The organism is Paenibacillus sp. MER 180 (assembly GCF_023713665.1).
GTDB lineage: Bacteria > Bacillota > Bacilli > Paenibacillales > Paenibacillaceae > Paenibacillus_B > Paenibacillus_B suaedae.
Genome location: NZ_JAMAVT010000004.1, coordinates 402,105 through 417,295, shown reverse-complemented (window position 1 = coordinate 417,295; position 15,191 = coordinate 402,105). Strand labels below are relative to the sequence as shown.

Genomic DNA, 15,191 nt, shown 5'->3' with positions numbered 1-15,191 from the left:
GGAGAAGAGGAGAGGTTATCCTCCATTCCTGGCGGTATTTTGATGTAAGCAAGTGAATTCGGCAAGGCGCCAACGGAAATGGCAACTTACTTTAGAGCGAAGGATTCTGCTGTAGAAAGTGCTGTGCAAGCTGTGACAGCTGTACAGAGTTAATCTGCTGATGAGACGAATTCCATACGACTTTCTGCTTGTAAACAAGCAGAATTTGCGGGGATTTATGGGGAGTCTGCAATAGTTCCGCTACTTTGCCAGACAGCGCCTTCTCTTCGAGGACACGAACGACAGCGTAGGAGAAGCGGGAAGATACATGCGGATAACGAGTCAAAAATTGATTCAGCGCGAGGTGAGCTACTCTGCTCGAACCGCAGTTTGTATTGTGCTTATAGAGCCACAACGGACGTTCATCTGTCTGTTGAATCAAGCTGATAAGCTGCTCCTCGGTAGCGATGATAGGGAGTGCCTGCATATATCTTCTTCCTCCTTCTGATTGTTGTTCCCGCTGCAAGGGAGGGTGGAGCTATGTAATGTCCAAGGCAGTGATAGGGAACAGTTCTATCCTTGTCAAGAAGTCCATACAATGAAACTGATCGAATGAGTGATACGCGCGGCTAAGGGGGACTGCTATGCATAACATATCCTGGTTGTCATTGACATTACTTATTTTGGCGAGCTATCGCCTAACTAGACTCATCGTATTCGATGAAATTACTTCTTTCATTCGCAAACCCTTTGTAGAGGAGCGATATCATACGGATGAGAATGGAGCTATATTTGCGGTGATTGAAGAAAAAGGCGGCCGTTTTCATGCCTTTATGCGCAAACTGCTTACTTGTTATTGGTGTACGGGTGTATGGTCTGCCGCATTTATCACGGCATGTTACCTTCTCATCCCCACTTATGCATTTCCGGTTATTCTCCTGCTTGCTATTGCGGGTGCGGCCGGGATTATGGAGTCTTTTGTCAAAGGCTAAAAGCACCCTCTTCTATATGCTAGGTTTCTATCCACGGGCTTGTTGCACATTTCCTCGTCTATCAGGCTGTTGTCTCTCAAGATTTCGAAAGCCGCATCATAAGATATAGCAGAGTTGATAGAAAATGCGGAACTTGCTAATCGAAGTGGTGAACGAGTTATTCCAGTTCCCGCACTCTACTCAACAAATGCTCCAGACGCTTCGCAAATGTATGCTCTGCCCGAGTTCGTTCATAGCCTTGAGAGGCGATGGAGCTCCGCTTGGCATCTTCGTAGAGGTACGTATGAATAAGCTCGGCACATTCCTTCGGCGATTCGAAGCATAGCAATTCCTCGCCTGGTTCATAGAACATATGAATATCTGGGCGATAATCAATGATCTGTGCACGCCGGCATGCCGCAATATCGAAGGTGCGATTGTTAATGGTGTAACCAGGAGCACCTGTCTTATTTTTATCAATTAACGTATCATCTTCGCTGCGGTGAATATTCAGCACAAGCTTGGCACCATTGTAATAACGGGGCGTCTCAGAGAAGTTGACCCACTTGGTTCGCAGGTGAGGGATACAACCACCCGACCAATTTACGGTGTCCCAGAAATGTCCGACAAGCTTCACATGCAAGCCAGGATCAAGCTCCTTCAGCATTTGCTGCATCATACGGAGTCGGTTATCGTACCCTGTACCGATGAAGCAGATGTCGCTCTCATAAGAAGGATGAGCGTTGAAGGGACGGAAGATATCGGTGTCTGTTCCGAGCGGCAAATGGTGAACTCGCTTGCAGCCGTGGCGCTCATAGTAAGGGACACAACCAGAATCAATAGTGAAGATGATATCGTATTCGGCCGCTACTTGCAGCGCATTGTCGATGGCGTAGGGATCATCAACGAACCACACGCCAATTGGAATACCCATCCTCCGTATGCTGCGAACCTGATCAACAGGCAGAAAAGAGCGCGGGCCGCAAATGGTCAAGATGAACTCAGGCCTGAATTCGCGGATATCGGGAAGAAGCTGCTGAAGTGGTGCACGATTCAATAGAAAGATTTTGCTCTCATGACACTGGCCGTACAGAGCCTTCATGAGCGCATTATCGAGGATATCAATTGGCCTCCGATAACCGGAAGCAATGTAATATAGCCGCATTAGCCCCTCCTCGTTCCTGTCATCGACAGAATAAAAAAGGGGATGGTTTTAGCCACCACCCCAAGCCGATCAGCATTTTGATTATGATGGGAACGGATAAGGTGCACCAGGGAAGATAGTAGGACATTGTTGCGGGAATGTGACAACACAAGGGCTCTCAGGGACTGGAATCACTGCCCGAGGTTGGCACAGCTCAGCTTCAACGACTAACTTGACAGGCGCTGTTACTTGAATGCTTTGGCAAATCACGATATCCACGTTGACACAAGAGTTGTCGACAATATCGAGAACTTCAATTGTTGTTGTGTTCGGAACGATGTCGCAAGACACAGTAGTTCCCGGAGGCGCGCACAACAGGACTTTCTCGAAGCGTACAAATGTTTTCGTAAATGTGCAATGTACTACGTTAGGGACGACAGTAGTATCAATGATCGTGACTTCGTACGTTCCTGTTTTCCTAATGACAACACGTTGTAGAGTAACTGGTGTGCCACCAATAGTGACCACTACATTTTCTCTAATCGAACCGACTTTCTCGCCGCAGTCTACTGTCAGTACCGTTGCTTGAACGCTGAATGAAGCCGGCAATGGCAAGCAGATAGCTGGATCGATGCAGGCTTCATCAACAATTTGCGTCGTTAACAACACCCAATCGAATACTTTAGGAACCTCTATACATTCCAAAGAGGGTAGTGGCAAATATTCGGGGGGCGTTGTTTGCCCTTGAACTAACTTGCTCTCCATGAATGTTTCCTGCCTCCTTTATAGAATCTGAATTCAAATTCAATACAGTCTATGGGGGCGATCTAGAAAAGGTGACACCCCCATAAAATAATTTGGAGGGGATCGCAGTGAGGCAAGAAGTTTGCTTATATTCCTCAGAAGGCGTGCATTGGGTAGAACTTCAATCCGATGGGTCGCTGCTTCATTCCTTATACCGCGGAGTTGAACTGGTCAAGCAGCACCTATGGAGGTTCAGCAGTACCGTGAAGCAGTTCAGCGCCATTCTGCTTCATGGACATATACATATGTTGATGGCTTATGAATCGGGTATCTATTATGCACGTTGCAGCGTGAACGCGCGTGCAGATGAAAAGCAAGAATTGCGAATAAGCAGGCATCCCAGCTCATCGAATCCGTATCTCTTTAACCTTGGCAGAACCCTCTATTTCGGCTTCACTACAATACTGAACAAGAAGTTTACGTATGTGCTTCGACAGGTTGAGCAGGGGAGGTGGCGAGAGAGGGCTTTTTCCTATGTTCACGAAGATTATGGCGTCAATGTACATATTGAACAAGCAAGCTGCGATATAAGTGAATCAGGGACTTTATATGGGCTGTTCCTGATCCGACATGGAGATACGAATCGACAGCAGCTAATGCTGCTCGAGCTCGATATGGAATCAGAGGAGGCAAAATGGCAACACGTCTTCTCTTCTGCGCAAGCAGGGCAGAGTTGGAGCATTACAATATCCGCGGCGAGGGAAGGAGATCCGTATCTCGCGTGGGTCGTACACAACGGAGTCACAGCTACGGTATATTGTGCACGAGGCAGACAAGTTACGAATTCCTGTATCCCATTGAAGGTATTTTTTCAGAATCAATTTTTCGTTCCTCGACTTATTATCGCAGGAGAACATGGTCTGTTTCTCTCGATTACAGGTTCCTCCTGGTTAGCTTGTGCTTATTCAAGCAACGGAGGGAAAGATTGGGGGACCTTTATGGAAGTGCCGTTCGCACGGGAATCGAGACTTCGCATCATCCAAGGGGTTCGTAGCTCTGAACATGATCATGTGCCTGTGTCGCTTGTTGGCATCGGGTACCCGTGCTTCCGTCCGGTCGAACTCATTGATTTGTTCCATCCATTCTTGACCATGAATACAATGGGCCCTTCTATACAGGATGATGTATTGCTTCATTATGCCAAACTGCAGTTAGGCGTACTGCATGATTTTGCATCTGGACGAATTGTTTCATGGCAAGAAGAGATGATGCTGCTTGAAGAACGTCTGCTGCAAGAGGAGCATGCGCTGCAACGATTGGAATCATTTATCGAAGAGATGGAGCGGGAGCAGGTTCGCGTATTGGAGCAGTTGCATGCCGTTGGTTCCAATTTGGCACCATTCGGAATTCGCCTCATACAATGACGTTAGTGAGTACATACAAGAGGGAGGGGCATGGAATGCACATTCAGTTGAATGGCAAGCCATTATGCAAGATTGCGGAGACGCGGTTAGTTGATGTATACCAGCTGCTGGGCAAGTACTCGTTCACATTTCATCTGGACAAACGACAAGGCGTGCTCGATATTATGAACCCGCTTGAAGGGTGCAGAGTTGTACTGGAGAGTAAGATGACGGAGATTGTGGATCGGTTGTTGTATCCGATACAGTCCACGCTGTCCCAAGCTGGATTGAGGGTCACGATTGTGGATTCAGAGGATACGCGCAAGCAGCTGTTAAGCGAATCCAATCATCAGCGGCAGGGGATATGGATATCAGCAGTGCCGGATGATGCAATGGAGGTAAGTGTGCATTATTATTTCCATCATCGTAAGCAGAGCAAGCAGTTGGCCCAATTACTTATTATGAATATGTTGAAGCACGGTGAGCTGCCTATCCGTGGAGCCACCTTGAATTGGAAGGATCGATCGAATTATCAGATATCGCTGACAGGGCAATCATGGACTTCGGTGGCACTCACATACGGCGGGTTCCTGCGATTGTCTTCGGAACAGCTTGTGCAGCTCGGCAATGGAATCACTCGCGCAGCTGCCTCCTACTTCTCGTATCTTCCGATCCTAGATGTCATTGAGAAGCTTCGAGCAATGGATAATGGTGAGGGATTTGAATCCGATAGGAAGAATGAAGCAAGTCCCGTTACTACTGAGGTGCGGCACGCTGAAGACATTGCATCGCTGCGGGAGGAAGAGGCTACGGCTCCACATGTGCAGACCTCATTCATGGATGTATCTAATATGCATCAATCTGTAGACAATTCAAGCAGGGATGAACTGGAACCGCACGAACACTCGAAGCAGCGGGGGCATAGAGAGGCACGGCTTGCTCAAGAAGCGCGTTCCGCTTATGAGGGTTCAGGGACAGCTGCCGTTGAGCACAGTGAAGAACGAGTAAGTGTGCATGAGCTTGAGCATGGGAATGAGTTGAATGAGCAAGTGTATTGGGAAAAGTATAAAGATAATGAGGAACCTTCGGGAGACGATTGGCAGGAAGCGGATGTTGAAGAAGCAGTAGATATCGAGAAGAGCCTTAATGACACCGGTTATGATGACGATATGTTCGTGAACAGAAGCGTGTTGGTAGCGGAATATGAATGGGAAGATAAAGAGAATATGTATGACTCTCCTACGGTGGTTGAAGCCGATGAACTGTATAAGGGAGAGCAATCAGATAGCAGGTCGATCGGGGTTAAGGAGCAAGCCCACCATGAACGGCTAGCTGAATTGGTTGAATTGGAGAGACGAGAGCAGGAACAAGTAGAAGACAAGAAGCGGCAGGCTTCAGCATATTCGACGTTTACATGGCTTCATGCCAATACGGTAAAACGTGCAGACGGAGCAAGCAAGCAATCTGGCTCACTGCTCAGTTATATGAATCAACAATCATTAACGAGCCAGCCTCGTAGACCGAAAGATCCAGCTCAAGATCTATTGCTCATGCAAAGGGAGCGGGCGAAACGTGAACAATCGTCTACCGACAAATCATAATGCTGTGGGACTACAGCTAACGGAGAACACATATCGAGAGATGGTAGGGCATTGTCTGCAAGAGAAGCCACTGGAAGCTTGTGGACTGCTGTCAGGAAAAGACGGGCTTGCTAACCGCTGCTGGATTATCGATAATATTGACCGCAGTCCGGTATCATTTACGATGGATATGGAGCAGTTGGATCATGCACTGAAGCACATGGAGGGGAGTGGAGAACAGCTGCTCGCTGTATTTCACTCTCATCCAGCCTCTGTTCCATACCCGTCCGTCTTCGACATTGAGCATGCTGTGTATCCGTGCTCGTACATCATTATATCTTTGTCACGGCTTCGTCCTCGCGTACGCAGTTATCGGATTGAGGGGCGTCAAGCACAACCGGAGTCAATAAGAATTGTAACACATGGCACGAAGCATGATGCGCTCTAAGGAATCGCATCATGCTTCGTGTTGTTTCATTCGATTCAGCTAATCAGCTGGTTTGTGGGAGATAAGCAGCGGCAATTACACCAAGGACTGATAAATGTCAGCGATGAAAGACAATCCAGCGGTGTTGACAGCGCCGGTTGTGAAGTAGTTTGTCACTTGGAATTGGAATACAAATTGTACGCTAAGCGCAATTGAGATGAGTCCAAGTGATGCTGGAATCGTATAGAAGCGCACATTTTGCCAGTTGTATGGATTCGCAACATCTGTAGTTAAGCCAGTAGTTGGATCCAAGGAGCCTGCAGTCAATGGTACATTCAGTCCGGGAACTGGGAACAAGCTGATTTGCAATGGGCTGAAAGCTTGAATCGTTGCAGTCACAGCATTGTCGGCAAATACAGCCATCGCAATGACAAAGTCAGCAGCAATTCCAATAGTAAGCGGAATTGCTGCAGAAACAGTAGCAAAACCGTGTGTTTCACCTGGAACGAATGTGGCTTGGGACCAGATGAATTGCGGATTTGGAACTGCTGCAAATGGCCCGTTATCATTGTCGAATTTTGCTATCTGAGGCCATATTTTCGGAGCATTTCCTACATTCACTACATTCGGTGCTGCACCTGCGATTGCTAGTGTAGCAGCAGTTGCACTAGTGGCGGCCGTTACAACGTTAGATGTGCTGCTTACGATCCGTTGAATGGGAATAAGAACCATATTAGTAAACCTCCCCTTCATCATATGAGCGAAAGAATCCGCTAGAATTCTTTCTACACTGTTAATGTATGAAGGAGACTCGTCATAAGATTGGATGAATTACTAGATTCATTCGTACAAACTTATGTAATAATACACGTCATTCATGTAGTTTAGAATAGATCCTTTATGGATGAACAGCAGCTCGGAAGCTGATACTGCTCGGATTCGCGGCAGGGAACTCCTTGCCCCCTGCAAATACATAAGCGTGTATGTGCAGGGGGGTAATGAGGCGGTCGATATCGCATTCAATATGAATATCTCTGATGTCTGACCAGATGCGTGGAGGGAGTAGAAGTGGCTGGACAGGCTCAATCCGGTACTCCCCGTTTTTGCGTCCGTACGAGAACCAATCATCCCGATCGAATTTCCATCCCGTTTGCTGATTGCCTTTCTTATGGAGACCAAACACCAGAGCATGCTGCGGGGCTACAATTTTCCCGCTCACGACTGCGAATTGGCTTGGGGATAGCGTTAGTAAAATATGAGACAACGACACAGGCTGAGCTGAGGTATTGCGGAATTTAATATGGGTAATCAAGCAGATTCTGCGCGTCTCCAGATCAACATCGGCCGCAGTTTGCAGGATCACATCAATTGAAGCTGCTGGATCATTTGTCATCACAAGCTCCTCCTTAGCGGGGGTTTGATATTTTTAATACAATCCGTGATAATTGTTCCTTCATGCCGCTTCGAGAGTCTATCTTATCTTCTTTCTTCATTAATAATGTATTCTTCTCACTAAGTTCCTGAATGGCAAGGCGCACTTGAACTTCCTCCTGCAAGGCAGCGATTCGTTCAGTCAGTCGGTCTGCTGTGGCTTGCCGATCCTTCTGGATTTGTTTCAATTGGACGAGTTCCTTCTTTCTTGTTCTGCAACATTCCCTCATGTAGGCGATAGAAGCGATGAGTGCATCGGCTGAATCGATACTATGTGTGAGGTCGCGTGTTGCTCGGTAGCCCTGCATGACTGCGGGTGCTGCAGATCCGGTGAAGTCGGGCGTTGTTTCCTGGTCAGAAACAATCCATACGGTAGGGCCATCGCGACCTGACTGCTTGTCATAAATGCAAGTCCAGATTACTGGACACTGAATTGCTGTTGTGTATAAGTCGCTCCATTCTTCTTGATGGATGCTGTAATGAATGCGGAACAGCAAGTCTTCTGTTACCCAGCTTAAGCGATACCGCCCCTGATCGTATGCACATATGACTTGTGCTGTGAGAGTGGGGGGAATGATTGTTTGGTTATGAGCCGTCATTGTCCATTCCTTTTGTTTATTCCATTCATATGCTGCAAATAAGAGCTTGTTCCCAATGCGCTGAAATCGAAACATTCCAAGTCGCCTTTGTACAGAGTAGAGTTCATAGGCTAGAAGGTCTTCCCTCGATTCCAGCGGGACAACAGGCAATGAAGTCGAAGGCAGCCATCGGCTAGATGCTGTATGGAACGATTGCAGGAGCAGTCGTAGTTGCTGATGGGGAGGCGCAGTCGTAATTAATGCAGTGCACAGCCAGATATGATCTTGATGTGAGAATAGACGGAGGGAATGGATCTCTTCGCCATCATATAGGACGTCTGCGGTTGACCAATGAATGCCAGATAACGATACATGCTCAATACGGGAACGGTATTGAATCACAGCATGAAGCTGATTGTGGCAATTCGTCAGTTGAATATGCCTGACATGCTTGAACACTCCTGCTATTTCGCGCTTGTGCGACTGCAGGGAACAGGGATTGATTGAGACATGAATGAGCTGGTCATCCCTATTCACATACACGAGATGAACATAATGTGCGTCATCCTGACACACGCCGAACGGACCGGCCGCATCGTGGTATATCACCGGCTTAGGGCATTCAATTAGACAATGCTCCTGTGGTTCGAATAATAAGCTGCCGTCTCTCATCTGCAACGAGGAGAAATGATATCGGTTCGATAACAACATACGCGTCATCGGATTACACCCCCTAGGTTCGCACAAGCTCTTCATTTCAATGTATTCAATCATCTTCACATCTAGGATTGAAATTCTCGCTCGAACATAGCGAGTCCCATTTTGATCGTGTAGGGAAGAATGTTTATACCAAGTTCGTTGAATCGCATATAGTGATATACGGAGGTGAGTAAGGTGCTTGCATTTTGGGAAAAAATTATACTTCCACTTTTGCAATCATTTGGTGTGAAGAGAATCGTAGAGATTGGTGCGGAGCATGGTTTGAATACGAGCAACTTATTGCAGTATTGTCGTGCGGTGAATGGTGAATTATTTGTTATAGATCCAGCACCGAGATTTGATATTCAGCAGTTTAAGATGCATTTCCACAAGGAATTTCATATGCTGCTGGACTATAGTTTAGAGATTCTTCCGCACCTGAAGCAATTTGATTGTATCCTGATTGATGGGGATCATAATTGGTATACCGTATATCATGAACTGAAGTTAGTTGAGATAATGGCTCAGCAGCAGGAACGGTTCCCGCTAGTATTTCTGCATGACACACAATGGCCGTATGGTAGAAGAGATATGTATTATTTCCCAGAATCGATTCCCGCGGGTTTTGTGCACCCTTATGCGAAGATGGGGATGGTATCAGGCCAATCGCAGCTCGTTCATGGCGGAGGGGCAAACAATTTGCTGAATAATGCACTCTATGAAGGAGGAGCCCGCAATGGCGTGTTGACTGCTGTTGAGGACTTCCTGCAGCAGACGCCTTGGTACGTTAGCTATCATCAAGCCTTGTCCAATAGCGGGCTAGGTATTATTGCACCGAAGCACCCATCGATCGATATACATGTCCAAACGATTCTGGCAGCTTCGGGATTATAATAGCGAGACGAGAGGTGAAGGTTGATTCACTAAGCCCAATTATAGGTGTGACAACGACATATGTGTCAAGACACGACTTCCATATTCTTATCATTACGAATAGCTATCATGAATCGCGCAGCAATTAAGCTATGACACATAGGGTGTATTCTAGCCGCAGATAAAAGGAGAATCTGTGGCTAGAGATACATAGAACGGTTGCATTATAGACCGGATTGTTCAATTATTCGGCGTATTTCGCGATTGAAGTAATGATGTGTTTCTGTAATGTCTGGCATAATGATGCCTAGTCCGAACTGGCTGCGTACGCGATGCAGCTGGAGCGGAATTTGGGTTTCCTTCATAAAGTCTTCTACCGCAGTCAATACTCCGTTACGATCTCCATTTTCATACTCCGCATTGTGGACAGAATCGTTATGTCCATTGTCTACGAGTTCGTTAATACCTGGCAATATCCCCTTCTTAGCGCTCGGCTTGCGGAACTCCGCCGGAATCGATTCAGGGAAATAATACATATCCCGCCTGCCATAAGGCCATTCCAGGTCATGAAGGAAGATGATCGGGAACTTCTTGATGCGCTCGAATTGCTTCAGTTCGTTGTACACGGTATACCAATTATGATCCCCGTCAATAAACGCGGCATCGCATGTGCGAATATGCGGCAGAACTTCCAGGCTGTAATCTTGCACCAGCAGAAACTTATGGCCATACAGCTGCTTCATTCGTTCAATATCGAACAGGGGAGAGGGATCGATAGCCACAAGTTGACCGTTCTCCATCGACTTCACATGTTCGAGCAAATTAACGGTGTTATATCCTTGGGCACATCCTACTTCTACGATCACTTTCGGCCTTGTCAGCTGAAGAATAGGATGTACGACCTGGTTCCAGAAATAAATCACTTCAGTTGCCTCCCATGATCACCACGTTTTGTACGTGCGAATGAAATCCTCAATTCTATTGGAGAGAAGGAGGGGCCAAGCGGCAGTGATTTTCTCTATTGGCCAATCCCACCACGCGATGCGCTGCAGGTCGTCAATGAGGGAAGGGGAGAATCGATAACGTATCACACGAGCTGGGTTGCCGCCAGCGATGGCATATGCCGGGATATCCTTGGTCACTATGCTCCTAGCCGCAATAACAGCACCGTTGCCAATGGATACGCCAGAGAGGATTAGTGAGTCGTACCCTATCCATACATCGTGGCCAATTGTAACATCTCCCTTTGTCTTGGGATGTCCAAGGAAGGCTGCTGCATTGGGGAATATCGGATTGAAAGGGTAAGTGGTAACCCAATCCACGTTATGTTCTCCGCCCAGCATAATGTCTACATTATGAGCAAAAGAGCAAAATTTACCGATCGTTAATGTGGCTTTCTCTCCCCATGAGAATACGTTAGGGAGGCCGTAGGTCCAATCACCGATTTGATATTGTTGATAAGCTGGATTGTGTTTCAAAAAGTAGCTCATCGAACTTCCCCCTCCCCAGAGCTGTTAATGCTGGTGATAGCTTGCTGCTCTCCACATATCCAAGTAAAGCTGGAGTGAGTTAATCGTCTCGGCAGGTACGGCATTGCCCTTAATGCCGATACCGATGACGGTGTGAGGGAATAACTCTTCCCCAGCATAGTCGGTTATTACCGTATCGAATGGCTTCAAGATGCTGGCGAATGCTTGCGGTGTGAAGCGCCAATAATCGGCTGGGTAATCATGGATTGGAAAATTCATGACCGAGGTAATAATAGCAATGCCATTCGGTTTTAAGATGCGATGAACCTCTTGCATGGCGAGACGGGGATCTTCCACATGCTCAAGCGTATCCAAGGAGATTACAAGCCCTGCTGTCTCCGCAGGGAGGTCGATATGATGAAGATCCAAAATCGCATCTACACCCACACCTGGCCGCATATCACAGCCGACATAGGGTTGGTTAGGGAAGAAGGGGCGCAGGTCAGCGAATCCTTCCTGGCCTTGCACCTGATAGGATCCAAATTCATATACTGGCACTTCATAGGGGAGAATGTCCGAACATATTTTCACCAAATTTTTGACAATGTGTCTCATTTCTTCACTCCTTATTCATGTACCATCACCTAAATCTAGTACTCACTGTATTCAGCGATGATGGAGATGTTGAATAGGCTCCTATCCAATTGTTATTTAGCGCCCGTGACGGTCAAATGCACAGGCAAATTGGAACCTGTGCTAATACACTAATGTAAATGACCGTATCATCCGTAATGTGTATGGAGGGATCGAGTTTGAATATCATCCAGACGTTACACCAGATGTTCCGCTTGGAAGAGGAAGCATTTGTGTCGGAACTATATAGGCAGGTGTTGAATAGGGAACCGGATCACGCAGGGTTGAGCCATTTTACCGCACTACTTCGCGCAGGGCACACGAAGATGACCATCGTTACCCATTTTCTTAAAAGTAAAGAGTTGAAGCAGGCATTCGCTGGTGAAGTTGCCATCGATATGGTCGGCATTCCATTTCGTATCTTTCATCGGATTTATACCTTATTGAAAATCGATCCAAACGAATTTCCGCATGAGCTGTACCGAGAGATGTTGTGCAGAGAAGTGGAGGACGGCGCATTTCGGCACTATTACTTCATGCTGAGACAGGGGAAGCCGCGAATGTCAATCTTAATGGGAATTCTGGTATCGCCGGAATGTCAGATGCTGCTCCATGCCCCACAAGCCCCAAGACATAATGGTCCGGTTGACTTTGGACGGTTCGAAATTATGGAATACCCTCCTGCCAAGACGATTGGCAAGCGTGCGCCGGCTCCGCCGCTGCAGCGCAAAGTATCGATTGTCATCCTGACATGGAATGGACTAGAACATACGAAGCAGTGCATCGCTTCACTTGCCCCGTTGGCTGCGCATGAATTGGTGGATGTCGTGGTGCTGGACAATGGAAGCACGGATGGAAGTGTGGACTATCTTCGAGGTCTGAAGTGGGTTACGTTAATTGAGAGTCCGCAAAATATTGGATTTACGGCTGGCAACAATCTGGCCATTGCTCATTGCGATCTAGGCAGTGATATTCTGATGCTGAATAATGACATTTTAATTACGCAGGCAGATTGGCTGGAGCGCCTGCAGGAGACGGCCTTTCAAGCTCCAAATATCGGCGTTGTAGGCTGCAGATTGCGTGGTGAAGACGGGAAGCTTCAGCATGCAGGGACATATATTTTCGAGGATACATGTTGGGGACAGCAGATTGGTGGATTACAGACCGATATTCGTCAATATGAAGGTGTTCGCGATGTACAAGGGGTTGTATTTGCGTGTGCCTATATAAAGCGTGAGCTGATTAATCTAATCGGTCCATTGGATACTGATTATTTTGCGTATTTTGAGGACACCGATTATTGCTTGCGGGCATTAGCCGCTGGTTTCCGGGTTGTCTATGATGGAAGAGTAACGCTCATTCATGCGCAGAATACCTCTACGAAGGTAAATAAAGTCGATTTCAACCAATTATTTTTGCTCTCACAGGGTGTTTTTCATGCAAAATGGGGCCACAAGCTTGCCGGGGAATATCATACGCAGCTGAATTGGCATTCTATTGTGAATCTGCCAAGCGGTTATGCGAATTCCTCCCGCAACCTCATGATTGCTCTCGACGAACAGCGTGTGAAGATGCATTATCGCTATGTATACGGACCTGGAACACCGTTCCATACGAAGGAACCGAATATGAGCGATGATTATCGGGTGAATCTATTTAGCGCGCGCAAACGGAATGAATCAGCACCTGAAGTGGTGTACGGACAAGGCGATGTGTTCTTCAAAAATGAAGGCAGGTACAAGATTGGCTACACGATGCTGGAAGTGGACGGTCTGCCTGAAGAGTGGGTGCGTCAGTGCAACCGCATGAATGAAGTGTGGGTGCCATCCAGCTTCAATGTAGAAACCTTCCGCAACAGCGGCGTTCATGTTCCGATTCATGTTATCCCATTAGGGGTTGATCCTAACTATTTCAACCCGGATATTCGTGCTTTCCGGTTCTCTGAGAAGTTTACATTCTTAAGTGTATTCGAGTGGGGGGAACGCAAAGCACCGGAGGAAATGCTGCGAACGTTCGCCAATGAATTCGCCTTCGATGATGTGGTGCTCGTCTGCAAAATTACGAACAAAGACCCGGAAGTGAACGTGCGCGCCGAGATTCGCAAGCTGAATCTGAAGCATGCCGAGTCCAAAATCATTATTATCGAAAATCAGACTATTCCTTCCTATTTGCTCGGCAGCTTGTATCGTTCAGCGGATTGCTTTGTGCTGCCTACAAGGGGAGAAGGCTGGGGAATGCCAATTCTGGAATCGATGGCTTGCGGCATTCCTGTTATCGCGACGGATTGGAGTGCGCAGCGGGATTTCTTGAACATCCAAACGGGCTTCCCTATTCAAGTGAAGCGACTGATTCCGGCCGTGGCGAAATGTCCGTATTATACAGGGTTTCAATGGGCGGAGCCGGATTTTGAGCATCTAGCTCATGTCATGCGTTTTGTGTACGAGAATCAAGAAGTGGTGAAAGAGCGAAGTCTGGCGGTATCCAAGCTTGTGTTGTCGCACTGGACGTGGGAGAACTCGGCGAAGAAAATAGCGGAGCGGATTCGCTATCTATAAAGGTATAAGGAAAGCTTAATGAATTTGTATATGAGGAGTGATCAGCATTGCGTTACGTTGTGGGAATTCCGTACGTGAACCGTAAGGATCTGCTGTTTCAGGCTTTGGACAGTATCGAACTGTATTGGAAGCATACTTACGTATTGGATAACTCTCCAGCTCGCGAGTTGAGATACGATTCCGAATTGTCTCGGCGCGTAACCGTATATGAGCCTCCTGTACCGCTGACATTTACCCAATCTATGAATTGGTTCCAGAGAGTGGCTCTCGATCAGGGGGCCGATTCTGTGTTCTATATGCATAACGATGCCGAAGCTCATCCGGGTACGCCTGAAGCGTTCCTGGGAGTGCTTGAGGAGCTGAAGAACAGTGGGCGGAAGTGGGGGCTAGCCTTAACGAACTTCGATGCGCTTGCCGCTTACAATATGGAGGCGTGTAGAGCAGCGGGATCATGGGATACGGTATTCAGCAGTTATTTTGCCGATATAGACTATCATCGCAGGCTTAGGTTGGCAGGCTATGACGAAGTGTTCACGGGTTTGCCCGTTGATCATCATGGAAGCTCAACGAGGAAGTCGGATGCTCATTACAATTTTATCATTGATACGACTTGGCCCTTGTACGAGCGGTATTATGAGCTGAAGTGGGGCGGAAAAATGGCCGAGGAAACCTATAGGATACCGTTCAACCTTACGTAGCGGAGGA

The 15,191-nt window shown here is 47.3% G+C and carries 16 protein-coding genes; 7 read left to right on the top strand and 9 right to left on the bottom strand.

Annotated features, from left to right (window positions below):
- Positions 1–91: 91 nt before the first annotated feature.
- Entirely contained in the window at positions 92–466 is a 375-nt protein-coding gene (gene ytxJ / locus M3661_RS09195) for a bacillithiol system redox-active protein YtxJ (protein ID WP_251483945.1), read from the bottom strand.
- A 157-nt stretch (positions 467–623) separates the two neighbouring features.
- Here ytxJ and M3661_RS09190 point away from each other — a divergent pair, with 157 nt between their 5' ends.
- Positions 624–971 (top strand): DUF1360 domain-containing protein, encoded by a 348-nt coding sequence (locus tag M3661_RS09190; RefSeq protein ID WP_021262087.1) that lies wholly within the window; start codon positions 624–626, stop codon positions 969–971.
- A gap of 157 nt (positions 972–1,128) precedes the next feature.
- Here the strand turns inward: M3661_RS09190 and M3661_RS09185 are convergent, their stop codons facing one another.
- Positions 1,129–2,115 carry a CgeB family protein gene (locus tag M3661_RS09185; RefSeq protein WP_251483943.1) on the bottom strand — a complete coding sequence of 329 codons (987 nt, stop codon included), beginning with the start codon at positions 2,113–2,115 and terminating at the stop codon, positions 1,129–1,131.
- 81 nt (positions 2,116–2,196) lie between these two features.
- The gene (locus M3661_RS09180) at positions 2,197–2,859 is read right to left on the bottom strand and encodes a BMQ_0737 family morphogenetic spore coat protein (protein ID WP_251483941.1); all 663 of its coding nucleotides are present in this window, start codon (positions 2,857–2,859) and stop codon (positions 2,197–2,199) included.
- Positions 2,860–2,966: 107 nt separating this feature from the next.
- Between M3661_RS09180 and M3661_RS09175 the strand changes: the two genes are divergently transcribed.
- From M3661_RS09175 to M3661_RS09165, 3 genes are read left to right on the top strand one after another with little or no spacing between them, the layout of a single operon-like run.
- Positions 2,967–4,262 (top strand): hypothetical protein, encoded by a 1,296-nt coding sequence (locus M3661_RS09175; RefSeq protein WP_251483939.1) that lies wholly within the window; start codon positions 2,967–2,969, stop codon positions 4,260–4,262.
- A gap of 35 nt (positions 4,263–4,297) precedes the next feature.
- Positions 4,298–5,842 (top strand): hypothetical protein, encoded by a 1,545-nt coding sequence (locus M3661_RS09170; RefSeq protein WP_251483937.1) that lies wholly within the window; start codon positions 4,298–4,300, stop codon positions 5,840–5,842.
- Positions 5,814–6,269, top strand: coding sequence for a M67 family metallopeptidase (locus M3661_RS09165; RefSeq protein WP_251483935.1), 456 nt, complete (start codon positions 5,814–5,816; stop codon positions 6,267–6,269). The genes M3661_RS09170 and M3661_RS09165 overlap by 29 nt, the downstream gene beginning before the upstream one ends.
- Positions 6,270–6,344: 75 nt before the next feature.
- Here the strand turns inward: M3661_RS09165 and M3661_RS09160 are convergent, their stop codons facing one another.
- The 3 genes from M3661_RS09160 to M3661_RS09150 all read right to left on the bottom strand — a co-directional run bounded on the left by M3661_RS09160 (position 6,345) and on the right by M3661_RS09150 (position 8,977).
- Complete coding sequence (locus M3661_RS09160) at positions 6,345–6,980, bottom strand: hypothetical protein (protein WP_251483933.1); 636 nt, start codon at positions 6,978–6,980, stop codon at positions 6,345–6,347.
- Positions 6,981–7,146: 166 nt separating this feature from the next.
- Positions 7,147–7,641, bottom strand: a complete 495-nt coding sequence (locus M3661_RS09155; RefSeq protein WP_251483930.1) for a hypothetical protein — start codon at positions 7,639–7,641, stop codon at positions 7,147–7,149.
- A 13-nt stretch (positions 7,642–7,654) separates the two neighbouring features.
- Positions 7,655–8,977 carry a hypothetical protein gene (locus tag M3661_RS09150; RefSeq protein WP_251483927.1) on the bottom strand — a complete coding sequence of 441 codons (1,323 nt, stop codon included), beginning with the start codon at positions 8,975–8,977 and terminating at the stop codon, positions 7,655–7,657.
- Positions 8,978–9,151: 174 nt separating this feature from the next.
- On the opposite strand from M3661_RS09150, the gene M3661_RS09145 reads away from it, so the two are divergent.
- Entirely contained in the window at positions 9,152–9,850 is a 699-nt protein-coding gene (locus M3661_RS09145; RefSeq protein ID WP_251483924.1) for a class I SAM-dependent methyltransferase, read from the top strand.
- Between the two features lie 203 nt (positions 9,851–10,053).
- Here M3661_RS09145 and M3661_RS09140 read toward each other — a convergent pair whose 3' ends face one another.
- Genes M3661_RS09140 through M3661_RS09130 form a run of 3 tightly spaced genes read right to left on the bottom strand, consistent with a single transcriptional unit; the run spans position 10,054 to position 11,913 of the window.
- The gene (locus M3661_RS09140) at positions 10,054–10,752 is read right to left on the bottom strand and encodes a class I SAM-dependent methyltransferase (RefSeq protein ID WP_251483921.1); all 699 of its coding nucleotides are present in this window, start codon (positions 10,750–10,752) and stop codon (positions 10,054–10,056) included.
- Between the two features lie 18 nt (positions 10,753–10,770).
- Entirely contained in the window at positions 10,771–11,319 is a 549-nt protein-coding gene (locus M3661_RS09135; protein WP_251483918.1) for a CatB-related O-acetyltransferase, read from the bottom strand.
- A gap of 24 nt (positions 11,320–11,343) precedes the next feature.
- A complete protein-coding gene (locus M3661_RS09130; protein ID WP_251483916.1) occupies positions 11,344–11,913 on the bottom strand; it encodes a class I SAM-dependent methyltransferase in 570 nt (189 codons plus the stop codon).
- A gap of 197 nt (positions 11,914–12,110) precedes the next feature.
- On the opposite strand from M3661_RS09130, the gene M3661_RS09125 reads away from it, so the two are divergent.
- On the top strand, positions 12,111–14,486 hold the full coding sequence (locus tag M3661_RS09125) for a DUF4214 domain-containing protein (RefSeq protein WP_251483913.1): 2,376 nt from the start codon (positions 12,111–12,113) through the stop codon (positions 14,484–14,486).
- A 47-nt stretch (positions 14,487–14,533) separates the two neighbouring features.
- Positions 14,534–15,184, top strand: a complete 651-nt coding sequence (locus tag M3661_RS09120) for a glycosyltransferase family 2 protein (protein WP_251483910.1) — start codon at positions 14,534–14,536, stop codon at positions 15,182–15,184.
- Positions 15,185–15,191 lie beyond the last annotated feature (7 nt).

Coding starts and splice junctions, on each gene's coding strand:
- M3661_RS09155 (WP_251483930.1), bottom strand. CDS start 7,641: ATGACAAATGATCCAGCAGCTTCAATTGATGTGATCCTGCAAACTGCG.
- M3661_RS09180 (WP_251483941.1), bottom strand. CDS start 2,859: ATGGAGAGCAAGTTAGTTCAAGGGCAAACAACGCCCCCCGAATATTTG.
- M3661_RS09150 (WP_251483927.1), bottom strand. CDS start 8,977: ATGACGCGTATGTTGTTATCGAACCGATATCATTTCTCCTCGTTGCAG.
- M3661_RS09160 (WP_251483933.1), bottom strand. CDS start 6,980: ATGGTTCTTATTCCCATTCAACGGATCGTAAGCAGCACATCTAACGTT.
- M3661_RS09190 (WP_021262087.1), top strand. CDS start 624: ATGCATAACATATCCTGGTTGTCATTGACATTACTTATTTTGGCGAGC.
- M3661_RS09130 (WP_251483916.1), bottom strand. CDS start 11,913: ATGAGACACATTGTCAAAAATTTGGTGAAAATATGTTCGGACATTCTC.
- ytxJ (WP_251483945.1), bottom strand. CDS start 466: ATGCAGGCACTCCCTATCATCGCTACCGAGGAGCAGCTTATCAGCTTG.
- M3661_RS09170 (WP_251483937.1), top strand. CDS start 4,298: ATGCACATTCAGTTGAATGGCAAGCCATTATGCAAGATTGCGGAGACG.
- M3661_RS09185 (WP_251483943.1), bottom strand. CDS start 2,115: ATGCGGCTATATTACATTGCTTCCGGTTATCGGAGGCCAATTGATATC.
- M3661_RS09135 (WP_251483918.1), bottom strand. CDS start 11,319: ATGAGCTACTTTTTGAAACACAATCCAGCTTATCAACAATATCAAATC.